This window comes from Pseudoalteromonas sp. QJM3NY_22, assembly GCF_056173065.1.
Genome location: NZ_CM149655.1, coordinates 3,911,255 through 3,935,773, shown reverse-complemented (window position 1 = coordinate 3,935,773; position 24,519 = coordinate 3,911,255). Strand labels below are relative to the sequence as shown.

18 protein-coding genes and 1 pseudogene are annotated in these 24,519 nt (G+C 40.0%); 14 read left to right on the top strand and 5 right to left on the bottom strand.

The window, feature by feature from the left end; translation table 11 throughout:
• The 3 genes from AC0VZ4_RS18210 to AC0VZ4_RS18200 all read left to right on the top strand — a co-directional run bounded on the left by AC0VZ4_RS18210 (nt 1) and on the right by AC0VZ4_RS18200 (nt 11,010).
• Nucleotides 1-3,117, top strand: a complete 3,117-nt coding sequence (locus AC0VZ4_RS18210) for an efflux RND transporter permease subunit (RefSeq protein WP_475440365.1) — start codon at nt 1-3, stop codon at nt 3,115-3,117.
• Nucleotides 3,118-3,289: 172 nt separating this feature from the next.
• A complete protein-coding gene (locus AC0VZ4_RS18205; RefSeq protein ID WP_475440364.1) occupies nt 3,290-10,567 on the top strand; it encodes an RHS repeat-associated core domain-containing protein in 7,278 nt (2,425 codons plus the stop codon).
• Nucleotides 10,564-11,010 carry a hypothetical protein gene (locus AC0VZ4_RS18200; protein ID WP_337150598.1) on the top strand — a complete coding sequence of 149 codons (447 nt, stop codon included), beginning with the start codon at nt 10,564-10,566 and terminating at the stop codon, nt 11,008-11,010. Before AC0VZ4_RS18205 ends, AC0VZ4_RS18200 begins: the two co-directional genes overlap by 4 nt.
• 269 nt (nt 11,011-11,279) lie before the next feature.
• On the opposite strand, the gene AC0VZ4_RS18195 is transcribed toward AC0VZ4_RS18200, so the two are convergent.
• Nucleotides 11,280-12,242, bottom strand: a complete 963-nt coding sequence (locus AC0VZ4_RS18195) for a hypothetical protein (RefSeq protein ID WP_475440363.1) — start codon at nt 12,240-12,242, stop codon at nt 11,280-11,282.
• Nucleotides 12,243-12,424: 182 nt separating this feature from the next.
• Here AC0VZ4_RS18195 and AC0VZ4_RS18190 point away from each other — a divergent pair, with 182 nt between their 5' ends.
• The 8 genes from AC0VZ4_RS18190 to AC0VZ4_RS18155 all read left to right on the top strand — a co-directional run bounded on the left by AC0VZ4_RS18190 (nt 12,425) and on the right by AC0VZ4_RS18155 (nt 18,519).
• A complete protein-coding gene (locus AC0VZ4_RS18190; RefSeq protein WP_475440362.1) occupies nt 12,425-12,727 on the top strand; it encodes a hypothetical protein in 303 nt (100 codons plus the stop codon).
• Between the two features lie 229 nt (nt 12,728-12,956).
• Nucleotides 12,957-13,760: an IS21 family transposase gene (istA, locus tag AC0VZ4_RS18185; RefSeq protein ID WP_475440361.1), complete on the top strand. Its 804-nt coding sequence runs from the start codon at nt 12,957-12,959 to the stop codon at nt 13,758-13,760.
• Nucleotides 13,761-13,805: 45 nt separating this feature from the next.
• Nucleotides 13,806-14,492, top strand: a complete 687-nt coding sequence (locus AC0VZ4_RS18180) for a Mu transposase domain-containing protein (RefSeq protein ID WP_475440360.1) — start codon at nt 13,806-13,808, stop codon at nt 14,490-14,492.
• Between the two features lies 1 nt (nt 14,493).
• The gene (istB, locus tag AC0VZ4_RS18175) at nt 14,494-15,249 is read left to right on the top strand and encodes an IS21-like element helper ATPase IstB (protein WP_421960669.1); all 756 of its coding nucleotides are present in this window, start codon (nt 14,494-14,496) and stop codon (nt 15,247-15,249) included.
• Nucleotides 15,246-15,725 carry a hypothetical protein gene (locus AC0VZ4_RS18170; RefSeq protein ID WP_475440359.1) on the top strand — a complete coding sequence of 160 codons (480 nt, stop codon included), beginning with the start codon at nt 15,246-15,248 and terminating at the stop codon, nt 15,723-15,725. Before istB ends, AC0VZ4_RS18170 begins: the two co-directional genes overlap by 4 nt.
• Entirely contained in the window at nt 15,712-16,659 is a 948-nt protein-coding gene (locus AC0VZ4_RS18165; protein WP_475440358.1) for a tyrosine-type recombinase/integrase, read from the top strand. Before AC0VZ4_RS18170 ends, AC0VZ4_RS18165 begins: the two co-directional genes overlap by 14 nt.
• Before the next feature lie 192 nt (nt 16,660-16,851).
• Nucleotides 16,852-17,409, top strand: a complete 558-nt coding sequence (locus AC0VZ4_RS18160) for a heat-shock protein (RefSeq protein ID WP_475440357.1) — start codon at nt 16,852-16,854, stop codon at nt 17,407-17,409.
• 135 nt (nt 17,410-17,544) lie between these two features.
• Nucleotides 17,545-18,519 carry a hypothetical protein gene (locus AC0VZ4_RS18155; protein ID WP_475440356.1) on the top strand — a complete coding sequence of 325 codons (975 nt, stop codon included), beginning with the start codon at nt 17,545-17,547 and terminating at the stop codon, nt 18,517-18,519.
• Nucleotides 18,520-18,566: 47 nt separating this feature from the next.
• Here the strand turns inward: AC0VZ4_RS18155 and AC0VZ4_RS18150 are convergent, their stop codons facing one another.
• The 3 genes from AC0VZ4_RS18150 to AC0VZ4_RS18140 all read right to left on the bottom strand — a co-directional run bounded on the left by AC0VZ4_RS18150 (nt 18,567) and on the right by AC0VZ4_RS18140 (nt 21,210).
• The gene (locus tag AC0VZ4_RS18150; RefSeq protein ID WP_475439680.1) at nt 18,567-19,328 is read right to left on the bottom strand and encodes an IS5 family transposase; all 762 of its coding nucleotides are present in this window, start codon (nt 19,326-19,328) and stop codon (nt 18,567-18,569) included.
• A gap of 734 nt (nt 19,329-20,062) precedes the next feature.
• Complete coding sequence (locus AC0VZ4_RS18145; protein ID WP_475440355.1) at nt 20,063-20,737, bottom strand: cold-shock protein; 675 nt, start codon at nt 20,735-20,737, stop codon at nt 20,063-20,065.
• Between the two features lie 110 nt (nt 20,738-20,847).
• The gene (locus AC0VZ4_RS18140; RefSeq protein WP_475440354.1) at nt 20,848-21,210 is read right to left on the bottom strand and encodes a hypothetical protein; all 363 of its coding nucleotides are present in this window, start codon (nt 21,208-21,210) and stop codon (nt 20,848-20,850) included.
• Nucleotides 21,211-21,275: 65 nt separating this feature from the next.
• On the opposite strand from AC0VZ4_RS18140, the gene AC0VZ4_RS18135 reads away from it, so the two are divergent.
• Complete coding sequence (locus AC0VZ4_RS18135; protein ID WP_475440353.1) at nt 21,276-22,250, top strand: transposase; 975 nt, start codon at nt 21,276-21,278, stop codon at nt 22,248-22,250.
• Between the two features lie 205 nt (nt 22,251-22,455).
• Nucleotides 22,456-22,854: pseudogene (locus AC0VZ4_RS18130) on the top strand (efflux RND transporter permease subunit); the annotation flags it as partial.
• A 110-nt stretch (nt 22,855-22,964) separates the two neighbouring features.
• Here AC0VZ4_RS18130 and AC0VZ4_RS18125 read toward each other — a convergent pair.
• Nucleotides 22,965-23,849, bottom strand: coding sequence for an IS982 family transposase (locus AC0VZ4_RS18125; protein ID WP_475441595.1), 885 nt, complete (start codon nt 23,847-23,849; stop codon nt 22,965-22,967).
• Nucleotides 23,850-24,049: 200 nt separating this feature from the next.
• Here AC0VZ4_RS18125 and AC0VZ4_RS18120 point away from each other — a divergent pair, with 200 nt between their 5' ends.
• A complete protein-coding gene (locus AC0VZ4_RS18120) occupies nt 24,050-24,505 on the top strand; it encodes a hypothetical protein (protein WP_033032128.1) in 456 nt (151 codons plus the stop codon).
• The last annotated feature ends 14 nt before the right edge of the window (nt 24,506-24,519 follow it).

Sequence of the window (24,519 nt, the reverse complement as noted above, 5' to 3'; positions counted from 1 at the left end):
ATGATAACTGCCATTATTCGCTGGTCTGTTGGCAATCGCTTTTTTGTGTTGTTGCTTACATTAATTTTACTAGGTGGAGGGTTGTTTGCGATAAAAAATACGCCCGTGGATGCCTTGCCTGACTTATCTGATGTTCAGGTCATTATAAAAACTACTTACCCGGGGCAAGCGCCGCAAGTAGTGCAAGACCAAGTCACATTTCCTCTCACCACTGCAATGCTTTCTGTGCCGGGTGCACAAACTGTAAGGGGTTTTTCGTTTTTTGGTGACTCGTACGTTTACGTTATTTTTGATGAAAAAACTGATTTGTATTGGGCGCGTAGCCGAGTACAAGAATACCTAAGCCAAGTAGCGAGTAGATTACCCGATAGCGCTACGCCAGAGCTTGGTCCTGATGCAACAGGCGTAGGTTGGATTTACTTATACGCACTAGTTGATAAAACAAATAAACACGATATTAGTCAGCTACGAAGCTTACAAGATTGGTTTTTAAAGTTTGAGCTACAAACCGTACCAGGAGTCTCTGAAGTGGCTGCTGTTGGTGGCATGGTTAAGCAATACCAAGTCAATGTAGAGCCCGATAAATTACGTGCATATGGTATTCCGCTTAGCCTCATTCAAACGGCGATTCAACAAGGCAACCAAGAGATGGGCGCCTCAGTAGTTGAAATGGCTGAAGCTGAATACATGGTAACAAGCACCGGCTACATTAAGAGTGTTGCCGACCTAGAAGCTATTCCGCTTGGTGTAAACTCCAACGGTACTGCGCTGCAATTGCGTGATGTAGCCGATATTAGAGTCGGGCCGCAAATGCGCCGTGGTATTGCAGAGCTAAATGGTGAAGGCGAGGTAACCGGCGGCATTGTTATTATGCGCTATGGCGAAAATGCACAAAAAACCATTGAGCTCGTAAAAGCAAAATTAGAATCGCTTAAAAAGGGATTGCCAGAGGGCGTTGAAATAGTCCCTGTGTACGATCGCTCCAACTTAATAAATAACGCGGTAGATAATTTAACAAGTAAGCTAATTGAAGAGCTGATTGTAGTTGCCTTAGTGTGTGTGGTGTTTTTGTTTCATGTGCGCTCATCGCTTGTAGCGATTATTACGTTACCGCTTGGAATTTTAACGGCATTTATAATTATGTATTGGCAAGGGATTAACGCCAATATTATGTCTTTAGGGGGGATTGCAATAGCCATAGGCGCAATGACCGATGGCGCTATCGTCATGATTGAAAATATGCATAAGCATATGGAAAAAACGCCCCTTACCAACGAAAATCGCTGGGAAGTTGTGGCTAAATCGGCGAGTGAAGTGGGTCCTGCATTATTTTTTAGTTTATTAATTATTACCGTCAGCTTTATGCCGGTATTTATTTTAGAAGCGCAAGAAGGACGTATGTTTGCGCCACTGGCTTACACTAAAACCTATGCTATGGCAGCGTCTGCTGGGCTTGCGATTACCTTAGTGCCGGTATTAATGGGTTACTTTATTAGAGGTAAAGTTATTTCGGAGCAAAAAAATCCAGTTAACCGATTACTCGTCGCAGCGTATCGCCCACTACTTAACTGGGTGCTTAAATTTCCAAAAATGACATTGGTACTCGCGGTGGTTGTTTCTGTTATTGGCTTTTACCCGGTAAACAAAATAGGCAGTGAATTTATTCCGCCACTTGATGAGGGCGACTTAATGTATATGCCCACAACGTATCCTGGTTTATCGGTAGGTAAAGCGCGCGAAATACTACAGCAAACCGACAAGCTAATTGCCACAGTGCCCGAGGTTAAAACAGTATTTGGTAAAGTTGGGCGAGCAGAAACAGCAACAGATCCTGCACCGCTTACAATGATAGAGACGTTTATTCAGTTAAAACCAAAAAACGAATGGCGCGAGGGTATGACCCTTGAAAAACTAAAAAAAGAACTCGACGGTTTGGTTAAGTTTCCGGGGTTGACGAACGCGTGGGTAATGCCAATTAAAACACGTATTGATATGCTCGCAACCGGTATTAAAACCCCTGTGGGCATTAAAGTTGCGGGACCAAAGTTGAGTGAAATTCAAAAAATTGGTCAACAAATAGAAGTGCTTTTAAAAGATGTGCAAGGCACCGCATCGGTTTACTCAGAGCGAGTAGCAGGTGGGCGTTATATAAAAGTAGATATAAACCGAGAAAAAGCGGCGCGTTATAGTTTAAACATTAGCGACGTACAGCAAGTTGTATCTACAGCAATTGGTGGTACAAACGTAACTCAAACCGTAGAAGGGCAAGAGCGCTACCCTGTTAATTTACGTTATCCGCAAGCATACAGAGACTCGCCAGAAGAACTAATGTTGTTACCCATTGTAACGCCTACAGGGCAGCGTATAGCACTTGGTGATGTAGCCAATGTATTTATTGAAGATGGACCGCCTGGTATAAAAAGCGAAAATGCACGTTTAAACGGTTGGAGCTTTATTGATATAGATGGCGTTGATATTGGTACTTACGTTGAGCACGCTCAGCAAGTGCTCGATAAAGACCTAATACTACCAGCTGGCTACTCAATTACGTGGGCTGGGCAGTATGAATACATGCAGCGCGCTAAAGACAAACTGACTTATGTATTACCACTTACATTAGCAATAATTATTGTGTTGCTTTACCTTAATTTTAGAAGCTTTGCTGAGGTCACTATTATTATGGCTACGTTGCCACTGGCAATGATTGGTGGCGTATGGCTAATGTATTTAGAGGGCTTTAACTTTTCAGTTGCAGTAGGTGTGGGCTTTATTGCCTTAGCTGGGGTAGCGGTAGAAATTGGGGTCATTATGTTGGTGTATTTAAACCAAGCCTATCAAGAAAAGTGCCTCGAAGCAGAGCAAGCCGGAAAACCGCTTAGCTTAGTGCAATTACAGCAAGCTATCATTGAAGGTGCAGGGCTTCGAGTACGCCCAGTTATGATGACAGTTGCGACAATTATTATTGGCTTACTGCCTGTGCTTTATGGCACGGGCACCGGAAGCGAAGTAATGAGCCGAATAGCAGCGCCTATGGTTGGCGGTATGGGCAGTGCAATTGTACTTACTTTACTTGTTATTCCTGCGGTTTACCTACTGTGGCGTAAGCGAGATTTGTAAAAGTATTAGGGAGTAAGCCAAGTATTTATTCCCTACATACCAGAGTTGTTTTTAGAATACCTTCATTATCGCTAATTAGATGTTTTCAATTTGTTAAATTAATGATAATTCATTATGTTCGTTTGTTTTTTTTTGTGAATAATGAACGGTGGTTTTATTTAAGGAACGAATAATGAAGTATTTACACTGGCAGCATATTATACAAAAAGCACTGTTTACCTGTTTTTATTTACTCACACTTAGTTATTCGTGTTTTACGTTGAGTAATTCAAGTTTTACTCTCGCTGATTTTACCTTACGGCCCCCATTCGGTGGTATTAGTTATGCCCCTTTTGCACCAACTAATTTTAATTATAGCAAAAGTGATAACGCTATATCTGTCTCTTGGGATTGGGGAGTTAATGATGGTGGCGAACTGAATACTTTTTCTGCAAAAATTTTCAATGGAGCTCTTGAAAGCCAGAGTAAAAATACTTTCAGTATTCTGCCTTGTAATGGTAATTGCAATCTTACTACGCACTTTGTTGTTGAAGTATCTGAAGCTGGCGGTGCTTATAGGGTTGTTGCAACAACTACAGGAAAAATTTACCACTTTGCATTAACTAACTATGCCAGCTACCGGTTTAGAGTTAAAGCTGGGACTGATTATTCTAAAACAGAGGTAGGGCCAAGGAAAATTATTTATAGTGATTACTTGGTAGGCCCTGTTATTACAGCTCCTGCAAAACCTAAGTTAGAAAAACCCAGTATTACTCCTGCCTCAGAATCAATCCTTTCCGGTACGGCAATATCAATTAGTTCAAGTTACACAGTCAAGTATAAGCTAGTTAATAACGGTACAAGTTGCGATAACGGTAGCTGGCTGAGCTATACAAGTGCATTTAATTTAACGCGCAGTCAACGCGTGTGCGCTAAAGCAATAAAGTCAGGTTGGCCTGATAGTGATGTGGTGCTTCAAGATTATACAATTTTGGAACAAACCTCTCAGTTTGCAGCGTTGGCAGCAATAACGCCTAATAATGAGTTGGAGTTCGAACAGGTGGGGTCGCCAACGGTTAGTGGTGTGGGAGCTATTAAGGGTCAAGCCGGGGTTGATGGTGGCGCAGCAACCTACCACATTCCTATTGAATTACCGCCAGGGCGTGTAGGCATGCAGCCGGAAGTATCGCTCAATTATTCATCACGAAGCGGTAAGGGAATAGCCGGTGTGGGTTGGTCATTAACAGCAGGTTCAAGTATTACACGCTGCGCTGCAACTTATGCACAAGATGGTTTTAGTCAAAACCCACAATACAACAGTAATGACCGTTTGTGCCTAGACGGTCAACGTTTAATCGCAACATTAGGCTCTTATGGTAATTCAGGCACTGAATATCGCACAGAAATAGATAGCTTCACTCGCGTTACGCAAAGCGGTTCTCTTAATGGCACGTCAACGTGGTTTAAAGCCGAATATAAAAATGGGCATGTTGCTTATTTTGGTAAAACCAGCAATTCACGCTTAGTGCATGGTGGTAAAAGTACTGCGTATTCGTGGTTAATTGAATATCAACATGATGCTACTGCGAAAAATTATATTCATTATAAATATGAAGAGTTTGGAGTCGGTGAAACGCTATTAAGTGGAATAGCTTACACAGGAAATGGTATTAGTTCAAAAGGGAGCCAATCAATTACTTTCGCTTACGAAAGTAATAACAGGTTTAAAAGTGGTTATATAGCAGGAGGAAATTACTCATCATCACAGCAGCTAAAAGCAATTAATGTTGAAAATAATGGCCAAGTAGTTAGGTCTTATGACTTAACTTATACCTTAAGTCGAACTTCAAATAGAGATCTATTAAATAAAGTTCAGCAGTGTGAAGGTGCAGATAATTGTTTTTCAATAACGAACATTGATTGGAGTGATAATAAACAAACAGTTGCGTTAAATACGCTAAGCTTGGCTAATGGAGAAAGGCTATTTCCTAATATTTTAAATTTATTTGAGCATATACCTCAAGGCGACTTAAATGGTGATGGAGTAAGAGATTGGCCAGGAGTTTACCTTAATGCTGAGGCCGAACTTTCTTCATATAATAATTTGGCGTTTAACCCTTGCTATCAAAACAGCTATAACAGGCAATTAATTTGCGTTGATGGTGACTTTAACATGGATGGTAAAAGTGATGATTGGTCAAATGTTAATGGGCTAATGGTAATTAAATATACAAATGGTGGAATGGTCACTACTAATGTAGAGCTAGGAAATAGTGCCAACTTGGGCATCGCTGATAGTCACCCTGTTCATATAGCAGATTACAACGGTGATGGATGGCCTGACCTGATGGTTTATGATTCATCAAATTCAGGCGGGGTGTCTTTAAAACTTTATTATCACACGGGTTTAGTTCAGCGTCCATATAGTGAAAGTCAGTATATAGGTAGTTATGGTTTAATACGTAAAGGAACATCCAATATACTAGGACGAGGCTTTCAATTTATGGGCGATATGACAGGTAATGGTCTGCCCGATATAATAAAAACTGACAGCGGTGCTTCAAGAGATAACCCTTATCCACAAGCTATACCAACTAGTTTATTAGTCAATAGCGGCAGTGACTTTTCAAATGTTGGTTTAGATGATTTAGATATACTTTATAATGGTGATTATCAAGATTTACATCCGGTTTTTTCATATTTTATTGATATAAATGGGGACGGGTTAAGCGACTGGATTGGGTGGCGTACAACACCGTCGATAAAGTTAGTTGCTAGACTAAACATTGGGGGAGGGAATTTTGCTCAAAACGAAATTAACTTAGGTTCTAACCCTTTTGAAACTCGTTTTTCGTATATACGACTTAGCAATAATGAAGTTGACACAAGGTATATTCCTAAATTTATGGGGGCATTTAAAGTACAAGATATTAATAATGATGGGGTACCAGAGGTACTTGTACCTGGTGAGAGGATATATGAATCATGTGCGTTAATACCAAGTCAAATTGGAGGGACTAAAAATCGTTGTGGCGATGAACTATACGGCTCGCGATTTAGCTCTTCAGATGTTGGTTCTATAACTTCAATCAACAGTGAGTCGGTTGATAATAGCATTTATAGATTTGATGCTATTTATTTTGAACAGGGAGTAGGTAATAGTTTTTCAGTTCGAAGAGAGCCAACAAATTATCTTGGGCATGCCTATCAATCAACTTTTATTGATGTGTTTGGTACAGGTATCCCTTCCCTAGTTTTTAATCATAGAAGAAATTATTCAGCGGGGAAATTAACAACATTTAATGATGCATCTCTTGGTAATGAATTTGTGCAATATAAAAGTGATTACGGAATTTTTATAAGTAGAAATTATGGCTCAGGTAGTGGAATTACAAATAGCGATTATGCACCAGCAGATCTCATTGAAAGTGTTGAAAATGGCTTAGGTGTTAAATCACAATGGCGTTTAAGGCCGCTTTCAAGTAATGAACTTGATTACGATTTACTCTCGAGCGATATAGTTAATGGTAATGGATACTTTAATTTTGCCTCATCAATGTATGTAGTAACTAGTTTTAAACAAAGTAATGGGGTTGGCGGTACGAATGAGCGCAGCTATAATTATTTAGGTTCTGTTTATAATGCCCAAGGCCGTGGTTTTATGGGCTTTAAAAGCATTATAGAAAAAGATGTAAGTCGAGGGCTCGTTACACAATCAGACTTTAAACAAGTCTTTCCGTATCAGGGTAAGTTAGAACGCCAAGCTACTTTTGCGGTAAATGACTATAACGTGCGAAGTTATAATTTATTACAATCAGCAAGTCTGGAAGCTAATGCATTAAGCTATTCAAGTACTGACTGGCAGGATAACCTGAACCATACTATATCAGGTGTTTATAATGTATATCCTCGTTCTACAACGCAGCTAACGCGAGATCTTGATTCTAAAAGTGTTGTTACATCTACCAATAAAACCATAATTGGAATTGATGAATATGCAAATGTAACAGCCAACTCGGTAGAGATTAATGACGACTGGGGAGTGTATACAACATCCCAAACTAGTACTTATCAGAACGATAAAAGCAGTTGGTGGTTAAATAAACTCACTAATAAAACAGTGACAAAAAACGCAATTAAAGAGCGTAATAGTAATGATCCAATAACGAATGTAACACTCGATCAAAAAACATCTAATACAACTGTTTATTCTCAATATCATAGCAGTCGTCAGGCTGGTGTAGTCGAAATTAGTGGTAAAATAGGCTCAGCTATTTCGGGTAATGGCAGTACAGTTACGACTGCTTTTAATGATTACGGCTTACCGCACCTTGTAAGTCAAACAACCAAAGTACGCAACAGTAGCGGCAGTTGGGTTGACCAAACGCGGACGACATCAACTACGTACAGTAAAAATGGCATCAGCGAGGCAAGCGACGGCTATTTCCCCCACAAGCAAATCAATGCTAAAGGGCATATAAGTTATACCAATGTGAACCCCGCCACGGGGCAGGTAACCCAAACACGCCAACAACTCAGTGGCAGTAATTATCAAGTAACTAACTATGGCTATGATGATTACAACCGTCCGTACAGCGTTCAAACTGCGGGTATGCCCATTCAGTACAGTGCAGTACAAACACCGGATACACAAGCTCCCGAACACGCAGCTTTACAAGTATTAAAGGTGGCAGCCGGGCAACCAGCTCAAAAAATCTATATAGATAAGTTAGGTCGTACACTACGCACTGCCGTACAAGGTTTTGATAGCGATTGGATATTCAGTGATGTTGTTTATAACAGTGTAGGTTATAAAACATTTGAATCTGTAGCACATAAAGAGCATGCCTCAGTATTTGGTACATTCTATACCGCACACGATACACTCGGTCGCGTAACTGAAAAAGTAACCAATCAACACTGCGGTGATATGACTACAAACTACGAATACAGTGAGCTTGCCACAGGCATAACAGTTTATGATAGTTGTTATGGCATCACGCTAGATATGTCGCGTACTTACAATAGCCTTAAGCAACTAATGCAAACAACTGATGCAAACAATGGAATTACACGTTATAGCTATAATGGGCAAGGGTTACCAATCGTTATTCAAGATGCTAACGGCAATAACATTGTGGCAATGTACAATGCACTTGGTCAAAAAGTACAGGTAAACGATCCAAATCAAGGTATCACTAATTTTCAATATAATGGTTTTGGTGAATTACAACATGAATCCCGAGCGGATAATAAAACCATCAGTTATGTAACCGATGTACTTGGGCGCGTTACACGACGCACCGCGACAGGTGAAAATACGTTAACGTATAGCTATGATGGCGCTACCTATGGCCTAGGGCAGTTAAATCAAGCGGCAGGTAATGGCGTAACAAAAAATTACGCATACGATAGTCGAGGCCGTCCTAGTAGCCAAACTATTATTGGTAGTGGTAAAAGCTACACAACAACCACATTTTACGACAGTAACTATGGCCGTGTAAAAGGGCTACGTTACCCGAATAACCTTACCTTAGAGTACATTTATAACGATGCAGGCTATCAAACGCAGGTAAAAAATGCCGCCAGTGGTTATGTGTTTAAAACTATCATTGAACATGATGTGTTTGGTAATATATCACAGGGGACATTAGGTAATGGGTTAAGTGAAAATACCGCTTACAGCCTTAAGAATGGTCAGATGACCCTTAAAACCATTGCTAAAAATAATAGCAATATCATGAGTATTAATTACTCAGCGTATGATGGGTTTGGTAATTTAAAAGCTGTTGATATCACCTCGGGGAGTATTGGCAACCAGCACAATTTTAGTGAAAGTTACAGCTACGATGCACTGCACCGTTTAGAAAGTAACGCTGTTAATGGCATTACCACGATTGACTACAGCTATGATGCGGTGGGCAATCTGTTATCTAAATCGGATTACGCCTCACAATACGATTACACTAACGGTGCAACAGGTGGGCCAAATGCAGTAAAGCGTGTGCTACGCAGCGGCAGTTGGAAAATATTTAGTTATGATGCACGTGGTAATATGACACGGGGCGACGGCCTTACCAGTGCCAGCTACAACGCGATGGATAAACCCACACAAATTATAAAAAACGGTAAAACCCTCACTTTTACCTATGGTCCACAACACATGCGCTTTAAGCAAGTGAATGGCAGCGTAACCACTTTTTATAGCGATAAGTTGTATGAAGAAGAAATTGACGGCACCAAAACCACATGGCGAGCTTACATAGACGACATAGCCGTTATAAGCCAAACGACAGGGGCCAGTGCAAGCATTCGATACACTCACCGTGACCGCTTAGGCAGTGCACGCGTATTTACAGACCATAACGGACAAGTAGAAGCAGAGCGAAATTTTGACCCATTTGGTAAACCACGGCTAGCCAGTGGCGGCTTAAAAGCATTTGGAGATTCAAAACTCGGTGATATGGCGGATGCCAAAACACGAAGAGGCTTTACTGACCACGAACATTTAGATAATGTAGAGCTCATTCATATGAACGGGCGGGTGTACGATTATAACCTTGGGCGGTTTATGTCGGTAGACCCGTTTGTTCATGAGGGTTCACAGGGGATTAATCCTTATTCCTACATCATGAACAATCCGCTGTCCGGTATTGATCCAACAGGTTATTCACCAGAAGAACCTGAGTTAGAAAAGGTTGAGTACACGGAACAGACTGAAAAGGTCGCTGTTACTGGATCAAGGATAAAACGAGAAGTTGTAACAGGTGCCAGTGGAACTGCAACTTACTCTAATGGGGCTACACAATCGTTTTCAGCGACATTCAGTGGTGGGAAGGTAGCCACGATGGACATTGGTTCTCCTAAGCAAACCAGTACTACTTCACCGCAAACCCAGCAAAGTGGAAGCTCTGTAGGTGAAACGGTGAAAGGTGTTGCTCAGGCAGGGCTGAAATCCCTCAAAAAAGGCGGTGTAATTGGTATGGCTTTAGCTCCTACCTCTACTGCTACTGATGAGCAAATGGAAGATCTAGCAGCTCCAGTAATAGCTGCAAATATATCATCTTACGAACAAGAGCAGTCGGCTGCTATCGCTAGAGTAAGGAGTGCTGATGGCGGAATCGTCTTGTATCATGGTACTGATGTTCAGTCAGCTCTTCGAATTTTAAATGGTGAACCCCTAAATGCAGTAATTGCATCAGGAAATAAAATAGATGGTTTACCGGGGTTTTATATGGCGACTGACTATAATGATGCTGAATTTTTTGCATTACGCCGTGGGGAAGGCGCTGTAATTAAATTCATGATATCAAATAAAGCTCTTGGAGGCTTAAATGCAAATGGAGCTAGTTTTAATAAAATTCCAATCGGAGGATTTAAAGCCGACGGTTACGAGTTCTTAGTTCCACCTGAAGCGTTTGGAACCTTTAATTCTTATAGAAAAGCACAAGAAATAGTAGCTACACCATGAAAAAATATACATTAAAAGACTTAAAACCAGTCTCTAAACCTACAGATTTGATTAAGAAACAACCGGAAAAATATCTGTCAAATATAGATTCTCCGGGAAATGAAATTGCATCGGGTATATTAAATGACGCCCTTACCTTGGGTGCTAATGAGGTACAAATAAAAAGGGTGAATGGATGGATAATAATTTCCGCTGATATCGCTTGGTTTCGTTCTAATCTCGATGCAAGTCAAGATATTAGTCACGTTTTTGATAAGTTTATAGCAATACCTGAAAAGTGCGTGAACTCATTTCGAACTGAAATTTTAGTATTTACTTTTTCGAAAGCATGCTTTGTTAATGAAAATGGTAAGGTAACATCGATAAAGGGGAACTACCCAAGTGTTGATATTTTAAATGCAATTAACGGTACATTACCATTTGTAATTGGTTTCAAGTGCTAAAGGAAAATAATGAGATAGATCACCTTGCCTTTTCCTATCAATCGCTTCATTAAAATTATTCATCAAGTGCGCAACCAACCCCTGTAGAACTGTGCACTTGCTACTAGCATGCTGTGCAATCTGTGTCAGTGCCACTATTTAGTGGCGCTGGCTCAAATAGCTAGCTCTGCTGTTTTTTAGTGACACTGCTTACTGAGTTTGCCTCAACACAGTACTGGTTTAAGCTGCTCATAATGAATTGTATTTATGTGGTGGTTGTTCGCAATAAATTAAATGAATCGAGACAGAATTTGTTGTTTGAGTGCCTTTAAGCTCGTTGGTGGAGTTGGTTGGAATAAAATGTTTATAAGCTCAACGATTTCTGTATGGCAAATGAAGTTATAGAAACGATTCATCCCTTCAAAAGAATTAGCTACTAGCCCAATTTTAATGGCTTGCTCGCATAGCTTTTTATACAAACCAAGCGTTGGTTGTATGGTCAAACAGTTGCCAGATATTAATCTCATAGGGAGGCTAAAGTCCGTGTGGCCGTTATTTTTATTAGGTATTAAAATACGATAGCGCATCACAGGCATGTGCGGGTACAGCGGGCTAAACATCTCATTTACATATGCATAAAAATCATCAGAAATTGACGAAAATGGTGTAACGATAGCTATCTTTAATAAATATTTAATTGCACATAATTGGTTGGTGTCAATTTGATTATATCCTACCGCTTTTTTCTCTAGGCAAAAGGCTAGCCAGCATGTTAACGCATGAATATCATGACTATGAATTAACTTGTGTCTTGCTTTTTGAGTCAGTTTTGTTTTTTTAATGAGTTGGCCGTGACTATTTTCTTTGAATAAAAGACTGGCGTAGTTGTAGGGTAAGTGCGCTAAAACTTGATTTATAAACAGGTCTGTTGGCTGCGTGTTATCTAAAAGCTGCCAAAGTGGATGACAGAGTATTGCTAATGAGCTGAAGTCACTATTTAAGCGTTCATCAATTTCTCTAACAACGTCAAACCGGATCACTGGCTCACCCGCTTCTTTTTTATTAAAAAACCGAGACGACTTATTTAACCAGTCATTGCCTTTATTTTCCCACTCTTCATCGGTTAATAACTTTCTTTTTATCTCATAAGCACTTTTCGCGTTGAGGTGTGCCTTTAAACAGGCGCACCAATATCGCGTTGCTAAGGATTTTGTTCGCCTCGATAGCGTTAAATAATGTTCAAAGGTGTACATCTAAAATTTGGCAATTTGAATGCCAAACTCCGTTCAAAAGTACTAACTCATTGAAAATATGAATGTTCACAGTATATAGCATTGTTTTACTCGTGCCTTTAATTAAAAAAGAAAGCCTTATGTAAGTTTAGCAAAACTACATATTCTTAATAAATCATATTAAGTCTTAATAGGTGACTACCATGCTGCTAATGAATAGCGAGGAGGAAAGGTTGAAAGTACTGGCTTTGGCTTTGGCGTTAGAGCGCGAGCTGATGAAAAATTATGGCTCTCCACTACTCACAGGGGAGAAGCTATCTGAAGCGATGGGCTATCGCAGTATCTATTCGTTACGCAAACATATGTCACAACAATCTTTTCCGGTGGAACTGTTTACGATTAAAGGTAGGAAGGGACGATTTGCGCTTGTGAAAGACATTGCTGCTTGGTTGGCTAAGCAGCGCATTGAAAACCAATATACACCTAAGGACAAGCCTATGGATTAAATTGCACGACATTACCTAAGTACAATTGTTTAGGCACAACTTAGTAAGGCTCAGAAGGTGAAAAAGCCAGCATTACAGTGCTGACTTTTTCTGAAAATGTCGTTTGGTTCACGCCCTTCGACTCTTTTATTTAAGCTTTCCTTTACCTATCTGTCAAGTTTCATCCTGTGATGAGATGCAGGTCGGCGTGTGCCTTGATTTCTTTAAAATTGAAATTAAGGAGGTGCGTATGAGCGCACAAATATTACGGCAACTTCTTCGTTTGCTATTAACCACACCTTATTCAAATCGTCGTATCGCAAAACTGGTGGGGGTCGCCCCCAATACAGTGCGACGGTATCGTAAGAAGCTTGAAGGAGTAACGCTCATCCTCGAGCGAGTAAATGAATACAGTGACAGCCAGCTTGTTCGACTATTTTCAGAGCCAAAACAAGCAGACAGTAGCAAACGGTTGCCTGATTGGCATTATGTTCATCAACTGATGCAAACTAAACATCAAACTTTGGTCCAACTTTGGGAGGAGTACCGTAGTCTCAACCCCGATGATGCTTATAGTTACTCACAATTCACATATTACTACCGTGATTTTGTTGACTCAATTGATGTGACAATGCGCCAGTATTATTTACCTGGCGAAGTAACCTTTGTGGACTTTTCTGGTAAGCGTATTCCTTGGTATGACTCAGTTGCATGCAAGCAGCACTATGCCGAAATATTTGTTGGTGTCACAGGCTATGCTCAATACGTGTTTGCCATTGCTGTGCGTTCACAAAAACTTGAAGACTGGTTGTCTGCACATCAAGCCATGTTTGATCATTACGGTGGTGTGACCCAGCTTGTGGTGCCTGATAACTTAAAATCAGCGGTGACAAAGCCTGGCAAAACACCTGTTATTAATACCAGTTACCAAGAAATGGCCGAGCATTACGATTTTGTTATTGAACCTGCTCGTGTACGCAGGCCACAAGATAAATCATTGGCTGAAATAGGTGTGTTGCTGGTAACTCGTTGGATAATCGTGGTATTGAGTTGACGTCAGTTTTTTAGCATTGATGAAATTAACCGTGCTTTACGTTCTTTGCTTGAACAATTAAATCAACGGCCTTTTAAGCGCTTTGAAGGTAATCGCTCACAACGATTCCAAGAGCAAGAGTGTCAAACCTTAAAACCACTGCCTCAACAACCCTTTGAAATTGGGCGTTGGATACACCAGCAAAAAGTGAATCGAGATTATCACATTTATGTGCATGGACATGCGTATTCTGTGCCTTATGAATTAACAAGCCAAGCGGTGGATATCAAGGTTACAAACAGCAAGGTTGAAATTTACTTTCAGCATAAGTTAATGGCTATACATGTACGCAGTTTTGTGCAAGGTGGCGCGACAACTGAGCCGCAACACCGTCCTAAAAGCCATCGTATGTATGCAGAGCAATCAAAGGCTCATTTTATTCAATGGGCAGAGCACATCGGACAAAGTGCGCTTGCGCTGGTGATGGCGCAATTTGACAACTTACCAGATTACTCAATGCAAGGGTGTAAAGCGTGCACCAACCTGCAAACACTGGCAAAACAATACGGGGCAATACGATTTGAAAATGCTTGTCATTGTGCCTGTGACATAAAGTCACGCACAGTGACTAGTGTGCGGTCTATTTTACAATGCCACCTTGATGAAATACCAGATGATGTACCTACGCAGCAATCTTTGCCGCTTCACCATAACATTCGTGGTGCGGAGTATTACGTTAATGGAGGGCAGTAAAATGAGTAATGAACACAGTGTATTCGAAAACCTACAGACATTACGTTTAATGGGTATGGCGGGTGCTTTACAAAAAGTACTTGAAAGCCCTGATATGTTGTCCCTGCCTCTACTTGATGTGCTGGCCTTCTTAACCTGTGAAGAAATGCAGTTTAAGTCCCAAAAAAAGCGTGAGCGTATGTTTAAAGCCGCCAAGTTAAAGCAAGCACAAGCTTGTATTGAGAATATGGACTACTTAGCAAAGCGTGGTATTGATAAAAGTCATTTTGTGAATCTAGTGCAGTGTGACTGGATGCAACGCAATCAGTTTCTTATTATTACGGGGCCAACCGGCGTTGGCAAAAGTTGGATAGCGTGTGCGCTGGCGAACCAAGCCATTAAATTCAATATCCCCGTATTGTATAAAAGGTTTGCATTGTTACTGGAAGAGCTAGATATTGCTCGCAGAGACGGCTCATTACCTAACCTGCGTGCACAATTAGCCAAGTTTAAATTACTAATTTTAGATGACTGGGCAATGGTGCCATTGAATGAGCGCAATCGCCAAGACATTCTAGAGTTGGTTGAAGAGCGTATCGAATCAGGCTCACTTTTAATCACCACTCAATTACCCGTGAGTAAGTGGCATGAGTACATCGGTGAAATCACGATGGCGGATGCCATTATGGATAGGATTGTTCACCGTGCTCATCGCCTTGAATTACAAGGAGGCTCAATGCGTAAACGCTATAAAAACATCCAAGGAGACGGATCATGAATGAGATTGAAACAATTGATGAGTTCGAGCAGATGTTACAGCGCATCAATATTGATGAGGTATATATCAAACAGCTGTTTGATATATACCATACACGACTTTTAAATGATGATACCGCATGTAATAAGCTCGCACGTAGAGGCATTAGTCATGAGGCAATTATTCAATATCACCTTGGTTATTGCGACCGTAGCTTAAATCGTTACATTAAAACCAGTAGCACAATAGATGGTGCAAGCTTTCGTAACGTACTAAAATGTGTAGGGCTTGTTACTGCCAACGGCCATGAAGTCTTTCGTGGCTGCATTGTTGAGCCTATTTACCATGAGGGGACGTTGCTGGCTGTGTGTGGTATTAAATTGATTTGCCCAAGTCGGCCAGCGCCTCGTATTATTCAGTGGTTTAATGGTGCACTGTACCCTAAGCCATTGGTGTTTCACCTGATGAAATGGGGAGAACGTTATGTCACTCATTAAACCAGCAACGTTAGCAATAGTGCCATGCATTGATTATTACTGTGCGCTGTGCCGCGCAAAAGGGCAAAGTGAAAACACAGCGGTTAGTAAACAAGCTGCTTTAGCGTTGTTTAACACATGGGCAGCAAAGCAAGGTATCACAACATTGGATAGGGTTGATACGGAGCTTCTTGATAATTACCAGCAATACTTAAACCAGTATCGTAAGCTACTAAATGGTGAACCGCTATGTCGGGCTACCATTCGTTATCGGCTAACGGCTGTTAAAGTCATGGTGCGCACGTTGTTTATAAAAGGTGTGCTTGCAACAAATGCCACTGAGCATTTTGAATTACCTAAAAACGGCAGGCGTTTACCTAAGCCAATTTTAAGTGAGCCAGATGTGGATAAGGTGCTACAGCAAACCGAACATTACGGTGCAATGGGTGTGCGCGATAGAGCTATCATGGAAACGTATTACGCCGCTGGTATTCGTCGCTTTGAACTACAGTCTTTGCACATCGATGATGTGGACTTTGAGCAATACAAACTGAGGGTGAATCAAGGTAAAGGCTTTAAAGACCGTTATGTACCTATCGCGAAAAGCGCCTGCTTTTGGATTTATCGCTACCTAAAGGAAGTAAGGGGTACGCTGGTGAATGAGCATTCAGGCAAAACGTTGTTTATTGCGAATAATGGCAAACCATTTCGGGTTGCACAGTTGTCAGAGCTGGTTGCTAAATACATTAAACGTGCGGGTATACGTAAGCAAGGTGCATGTAATCAATACCGCCATGCTGCGGCGACACACATGGTTGATAATGGTGCGGATATTCGCCATGTACAGGCCTTTTTAGGCCATGCCGATTTATCAACAACGCAAGTGTATGTGCATGTGAGTATGGCTAAGCTAAAAGAAGTCTATAACAACACGCACCCAGCGGCTCAACGCTAAGGGAGGTTGACATGGTCGTCAATAACGGCAATAATGTGTGTATGGTGCAGCAGACATACTTTTTAAGTATGACACCACGTAACCTTTTATAGGTCGAGGCAGTGTCCGGTAATGATGTTCTGAATCCAAGTAATACTTGGCGAAGGCTCCCTTGTTGGAGCCTTTGTTATTTCTAGCCTAATAAAAAATAACATGAACGCAAAAAACCTTTTTAATCTCGCAGATAATGAGTATCAATTTTGGAAGTCATTTAACTTCCAAGGCACCGAGATTAATTTTAAACATTTAAACGCTAGAAAACACACCTATACTCATCCTGAGCGTGATGAGCATTACACTTTATACATAACAATTTCCCATCATGTATTTACCGTTGATAGTACGAAATTAAGTGCTACGAGTGAAGTAGCGCTATATCTCCATAAACCTGAAGACTCAAGAGCGTTTTGCGCAAAACGTTACGCGTTATCGTTTCATCTACCTCAAATACTAGAAACTTTGCCGGAACAGTTTTGCTATCACGGCGGATATAGTCGCTATTGCACATGTAAGTTAAAAGATGAAAATGGCAATGATATTTTCTATCAAGTTGTGTTTAGGGTTTGGAAAGAGCGAGGTAAAATGCGTTTTCACGTTGAAAGTGCTTACCCGTTACCAAATCGACCATCAAAAATTAAAAAAGTAAACTTTTGGGTGATTTGTCATAATTTACTGACAGGTAAAAAATTACCAAAGCCCTCATCACGTTAAATCTAAAAGTTATTTAATAGTTTATTTTATTCCTGTAACCTCAGAGCTATAAAAAGCTCTTTAAAACACTTTGCTAAACTAAGCCGATTAATTCATATGAACGGGCGGGTGTACGATTATAACCTTGGGCGGTTTATGTCGGTTGATCCTGTTATTCAAAGCCCCACGAATAGTCAGAGCATTAACCCTTATTCGTACATAATGAATAATCCGTTGGCGGGCGTTGACCCGACAGGTTATTCTAGCTGCAATCCTGAGGATTCTGGTGGTTGTCAAAGTGAGCCGGAGGCATTAAAAATTGTAATAACTGGTGGTCCAAATAAAGGGGAGTCATCTTCTAGTCCTAATGCCGCAGGTGGTGATATTGGGAGAAAAGGCAATAGTGATAATCCAAATGCACCTATTTCAAACGCTTCGAAAAGTTCTATGCCGTCAAATGGTAATGAGAATACTCAGAAGAGCCAAGGAAAAATAGGAAGTGCTATTAGTGATATTGGTTCTCCAAGTACAATCACAAATAATAAAAGTACAGCTCCTTCGTCAGGAAACAATAGTAGTAAAGGACTGTTCCCTAATATACCTATTCAACCTGCGACACCAAATGCTAAAAATCATATGTCTGGGATGAGATCTGCTCTGGGTTATGTGCAAAAATATGGTATGAATGTACTTCAAACTATAGGGGGGTCTGGGCAGGCATTGTTAGGTGCTAGTTTGATGAGTAACCCAATAACTTTTATACCAGGTGCTTTAATTTTAGCGCATGGCCTTTTTAATACTGCTCAAGGTGTTGGTTTAACAGAAAGTAATTATGCTCAAGAAGGATGGAGGTATGTATTGGGTGAACAATATGGTGATTACGCATATTTTGGTGTTGACATAGCTAGCGCCGGTTGGGCAGCTTTAGGGCGAAAAATAGGACAATTTGGACTACGAGCTTCGGGCACAAACACCATTCATCATTCAAGAAATTTAACTAATTCTTTGGGACGGGATCGCATCCACTTTAGAGGAGATTATGTGAGAAATTATCGAACAGTATCTGGAAGTGCACTATTTGCTAATGACGCGATAGTAATTGGAAATGGAGTTATGCAGAATGCTAACTGAGAACCCGTTAGTTACATTAGGGGCTGTTGATCTTTGTAGTATATATATTAATCAGCCCATATTGGTAGCCACATCATAGTGAATGCTAAAGCGAGCATGGAATGATAATTCCGCTCAAGCTTTTCATACCGTGTGGCTATCCCTCTATATTGTTTGATCCGACCAAAGGCATTCTCAACTAAGTGCCTATATTTGTACATGCACCAGTCAATATCTTCATTACCCACTAAACTGTTATCCTTGCGTGGAATAACGGGTGTAGCGCTATTGTCACGAATAAACTCTCTTAGTTTTTCACTATCGTAGCCTTTATCTGCGACAACAACATTACTCGTTGGGCAATTGGCTACAAGTGACTCTGCATGGACGATATCATGCGTATTTCCACAGGATAATTCATAATAAACAGGCAATCCTCCGCTATCTACTGCAAGATGAATTTTAGTCGAATTACCACCTCGACTCTTACCGATTGATTCATTGTCAGCGGTTCTTGCACCGCAACTATGCTGGTGAGCCCTGACAATACTGCCATCAATAAAGATCCAATCCATATCAGCATAGTGGGATAACACTCGAAATAATTCATTCAAAATATCTTTTTTGGACCATAAATTAAATCGTCTATAAATAGCACTCCACGAGCCGAAATAAGACGGTAAATCTCGCCAAGGAATACCGGTACGCATCCTATAGAGTATGCCTTCGAGCGTTTTTCTATGCTCAGGCTTATTATAAATTCGACCACTTAAGTGCATTACTTTTGATAAGACATTCCATGTCGCGTCTGTTAACATTAATCTTGGCATGAGGGTTCGTGTAATGTTTTTTAGCGAATTCAATTATACCTTATCCTTATGCTGTTTGTTTTTTATACCGCAAAGATCAACACGCCCTAGTTCCTTTAATTTTTATTATTGACTTAGTTTTAACTGTGGCAGTTATAAGGAAAAAAGTAAAAGATAGGAATGTTGTTCCTGTGCTGAGGTTTTTGTTAATGGGATTAGGGGTCGCAAGTTCTTGGATTTTGTTCTTCAACTACCCATCATTAGGTCACTTATTTGATTATATTTATGGAAGTATTTTGGTTTACTTTTTAGTAATTAGAGTATTTGTACTGAGATCCTAATAAACACAGGGGAATCAAAATGGGGTCAGGAGCTTGTGGGGTCACAGGAGCTTGAGAAAATGAATAGGGGTCAGATCACTTGCTTCATAATACTTTGTCATAATTGCTCTGTGTGGGAGAGTAGGGTCAGGTCTTTCTTTTTGACTTTTATAGTAAAAGGCATGATGCAAGACCTGACCCTGCTGGTTGCAGGTGAATGACCCTAACCAAGGGGTAACCAACTTTGAGTACAATGGCTTTGGTGAGTTGCAAAGAGAGGCGCGCGTTGGCAGTAAAATACTCACCTAGAAATGAATAGGGGTCAGATCACTTGCTTCATAATACTTTGTCATAATTGCTCAGTGACGGCTGTTCTGATGCAGGCATATGAGTAGTGTTATGAAGTAACAAACCTGAACCCTGTAACTCTTAAGGCTAATATTTTTGCTTCAATACTACAAATAGCGCTATAAAGACTATTATTGCCAAAATAACCAAACAACCTGTGTAATTTGTTTCTAATTGCTTTCTTCTGGCTTCACTTTCTTGATCATAAGTGGCTTTAAACTTTACGACAGCTTGTTCTAATTGTGACTTCAATGAGTCTTCACTTTTAGCTTCTTGCTCTTTAGTGCCACAAGGTATTTTTTCTGTGACTAAAGCAAAATCACCTTTAAATGCATGTACGGTATAATTGTAATTCCCGTCTGCAAATGTATTTTTTTCAAAGCCTAAGTTTAATATTGCATTGTAACCAGCTTCTTTTGCTAGCTTTGTTATATGCTCACGGCCTTTGTTAGGATCTTTAAAAAAGCGAGTATTTATAGTGTTACGCAGTTCAACTTTACCATGCTTTGGTTGATTGTTTTTGCTTGTGAAAAAACTGACAAGTTGATCTTTAAAAAAGACCTCTGGAACTTTAACTTTTTTAGCAGCTAATCCTTTAGGGCTTGGAGTTGGATCAAATTCAATCACAACACCTTTAATTAACTTATTTTCATCTGCTTTATTGAGTAAGGTAGAAAAATGGAGGAAATAACGTTCTCCATCATCCCCATTAACAAAGCCAAATTTTTTATTTCGTACGTAAGATACCACTTTTCCTTTCACTACTGATTCCTATATATATGGTTAAGCGTAACAATTTTCACTTAGTGCCATTGTTAAAATTAAATAAATCATGTTCTTATACTATAATAAACTCATTCAAAAGTTATATTTCATTCACTCAATTCATCTAAATTTACTAAGCAATTTTTCTCAAAGATATCCATAAATATTTGGACTTCTGGCATTTCTTTTTTATAGGTATCAAGTATTGCTAACAAGCGTTTTTCTATCGTTGAATGAATAGGGGTCAGATCACTTGCTTCATAATACTTTGTTATAATTGCTCTGTGTGGGAGAGTAGGGGCAGGTCTTTCTTTTTGACTTTTATAGTAAAAGGCAAGATGCAAGACCTGACCCTGCTGGTTGGTTTGACCCGCTGGTTGGTTCGGAAAAGCGGCAGTTGGCAGTTTGAAAAGAGGTGGGATTGCGGGTTTAGGATTAGTGCCAAGACAATAAACTAGACATCCACTCAAAATTTTGCACTTTTACGCTCAAAGTACTACGCTTTATTTAGTGTAAAAAACAAGCAGGGTGTCTTATGGCCATCGCAAGAAAACGACAAATAAGTTTGGTTGATACAAAATACTACCACTGTATTTCGCGTTGCGTGCGCCGTGCTTTTTTGTGTGGTGAAGACCACTTTACAGGTCAATCTTACGAGCATCGCAGAGGCTGGGTTGAAGATAAGTTACTGGAATTAGCAAAAATATTTTGTATTGATGTATGTGCTTATGCCGTAATGAGTAATCACACCCATTTAGTATTGTATGTTGATGATAAGAAAGCGAATAGGCTGAATGATAAAGCGATTGTTATTCGCTGGCATAAGCTGTGTAAAGGCACCGCTCTTACACAAAAATACATACAGGGCGAAAAGCTAAGTAAAGCTGAACTTATCTTTTTTAACCAAACAGTAAACCAATACCGCGAGCGCCTATCCAATATTAGCTGGTTTATGTGGTTACTAAATGAAGATATAGCCCGCAGAGCAAATAAAGAAGATAATTGCACAGGCCGCTTTTGGGAGGGGCGCTTTACGTCTCAAGCATTATTAGATGAAGCAGCCCTTGCTGCCTGTATGGCCTATGTTGATTTAAACCCCATTAGAGCAAAAATGGCAGAAACGCCCGAAGAGTCAAACCATACCAGCATCAAGCAACGCATAACACACGCAAAAGAAGGTAAGCAACCAAAACCACTACTGCGCTTTGCAGGCATGCCACGTCAAACAATGCCAAAAGGGCTCCCGTTTGAGCTTAAATCGTACCTTGAGCTTGTTGAATTAACAGGACGAATAATACGAGAGGATAAACGCGGGTATATTGATAATATGAACCTTCCTTTGCTTGAAAGGTTAAATATATCCCCAGAAAACTGGTTAAAACTGACTACGCAATTTACACGCGTATTTCATGGTGCTGTTGGCAAGCCAAGCTCACAAGTAAGTTATTGTGAAAATCTAAACAGAAAGCGGCGGGTGAATATCAGTAACTGCGAAAAGCTACTGGCATAAAACGTAAGCTACTCAGTAAAACTATTCAGTAATAAATCACAACTGCACCATGCAGCTATTTCCATGCGTGAAATTTAGATTAAGAGCACTAGTGACTTATTTGATGGATGAAATGAAAGTAACTCGGTGATAAAAGATAAATTCTTAACCTAAAATTAAGTTTAATAGTAACTTTTTGTTTGTTCGATTAGAGTGGCTGTTTAGTTTAGCTCTAGAGGGCTTTAACTTTTCAGTTGCAGTAGGTGTGGGCTTTATTGCCTTAGCTGGGGTAGCGGTAGAAATTGGGGTCATTATGTTGGTGTATTTAAACCAAGCCTATCAAGAAAAGTGCCTCGAAGCAGAGCAAGCCGGAAAACCGCTTAGCTTAGTGCAATTACAGCAAGCTATCATTGAAGGTGCAGGGCTTCGAGTACGCCCAGTTATGATGACTGTCGCGACCATTATTATCGGTTTATTACCTGTGCTGTATGGCACAGGTACAGCAAGCGAAGTAATGAGCCGAATAGCAGCGCCTATGGTTGGCGGTATGGGCAGTGCAATTGTACTTACTTTACTTGTTATTCCTGCGGTTTACCTACTGTGGCGCAAACAAGGACTTAAATAATATAAAGCAACAAGACGATAGAGCTGTGCAGTGCGGTTACTTCCCACGCATTGCTCTATAAAAATTACCTATAATTTGTAAGTTGTTCTATTAAATAACCTGAGTTCTGCTTAAGCGATAACTAATGCGTTAAGCTCTACGTCAGTTAAATTAAGGTGTGGCTTCTTTTCTTTCAAGCAATAAGCCACCAATCCAGCGACTAAATTCAACATAAAGCCGTTCATACTCCGATGTCTTGAATGTTCAATGAAGGATATGTTCTTGAGCTGGTCATTAATTGTTTCGATTATAAAGCGTTTTGAAAGCATTGCTCTATCCCATAATGACATCGCTTTTGCCTTCATATTTTTGCGAACCGTCGTAATGAGCTTTACCCCTTTATCGAGTAAATCGGCTTCTAAAGCTTTACTTAAATACCCTTTGTCACCATATAATTTATCCGTCAGGCAGCTCGCTAACTCACGCACTGGTTGAGTATCATGTACATTTCCTGTTGTCACTTTCGCAGCAACAATTTCACCATGGTGATTAACGATTAAATGTAGCTTGAAGCCATAAAACCATCCCATTGTTCCTTTGCCACGCTGGGCTATTCCATCAAAGGTTTTGTGTCTTGGAATACGAATATTATGGCACACTTTAATACATGTGGAGTCAATGAATTCAACGCCTGTGGGTTTACCTTTAAGTGAAGTAAAATAGGCACACATCGGCACAATTACCCTTGGCATAACGGCTAAAAATCGTGTGTAACTGAGCAAGTTGGGAAATTCACTTTTGTACATAAGTGATACATAGCCAAGGTAGTAATTTTTGAAATCTCGGTGATGTGACATATGAAAACTAATAACAATAGTCATAATTTCACTGGTCGTCATACGTCCTGAACGCTGACGTTTTTGGGTGCCATCTTCGAGTAATTGTTTTTCCCATTGGGGTATAAATACTTTGCAAAAATCATCGACATCGCAAAATAATTCAACTAATTTAATCATGCCTGTTCCTTGCTTATCCAATCGTTTTTGGTCGAAAGATCGGATCTCGGAACAGGCATTTAGTTCAATTTCTTAAACGAGATTCAGGTTAAATAGCTAGTTATTACTCATATTTAAATTAACCAACTGTTTTTAAATACCTTTTTAATTGGCACGCTTTACGCAACATTGTACTTCAGTCAACTAAATAAGGAATGCACATGCAAATTAAAACAATTAAAGAGGTATACGATTGGACCATTTTGTTTCATACGCAAATGGCGGCTAATTTTCATAGCGTAAAGGATTTACTCGATGAACATAATGCAATGCTGGTGGACTACTACCTAAATTATGAAAAAAAACTCGCCGAAGATTTGGTCGGGTTTAAAGCGATAACCGAAATAAATACGCTCGATACGTACTGTTATGAATATTTTGCTAAAAATCCTGAGCTAATTACTTTTGAAGACATTAGTAAAGATCAGCAATTTGATGAAGAAGTTATTCAAGGCTATTTAGCACAGCAACATCAAAAAGTAATTGAGTTATACGAATACTTACTTGAATGCGCCGAAACCCAAAGCGGACAAGAAAAGCTTCAACAAATATTAGAGCTCGAAAAGCAAGGCATAAAGCAAATGATGCAAAGTACGAATCGTCATATGGATATGTAGCTGAAAAAGCGGGG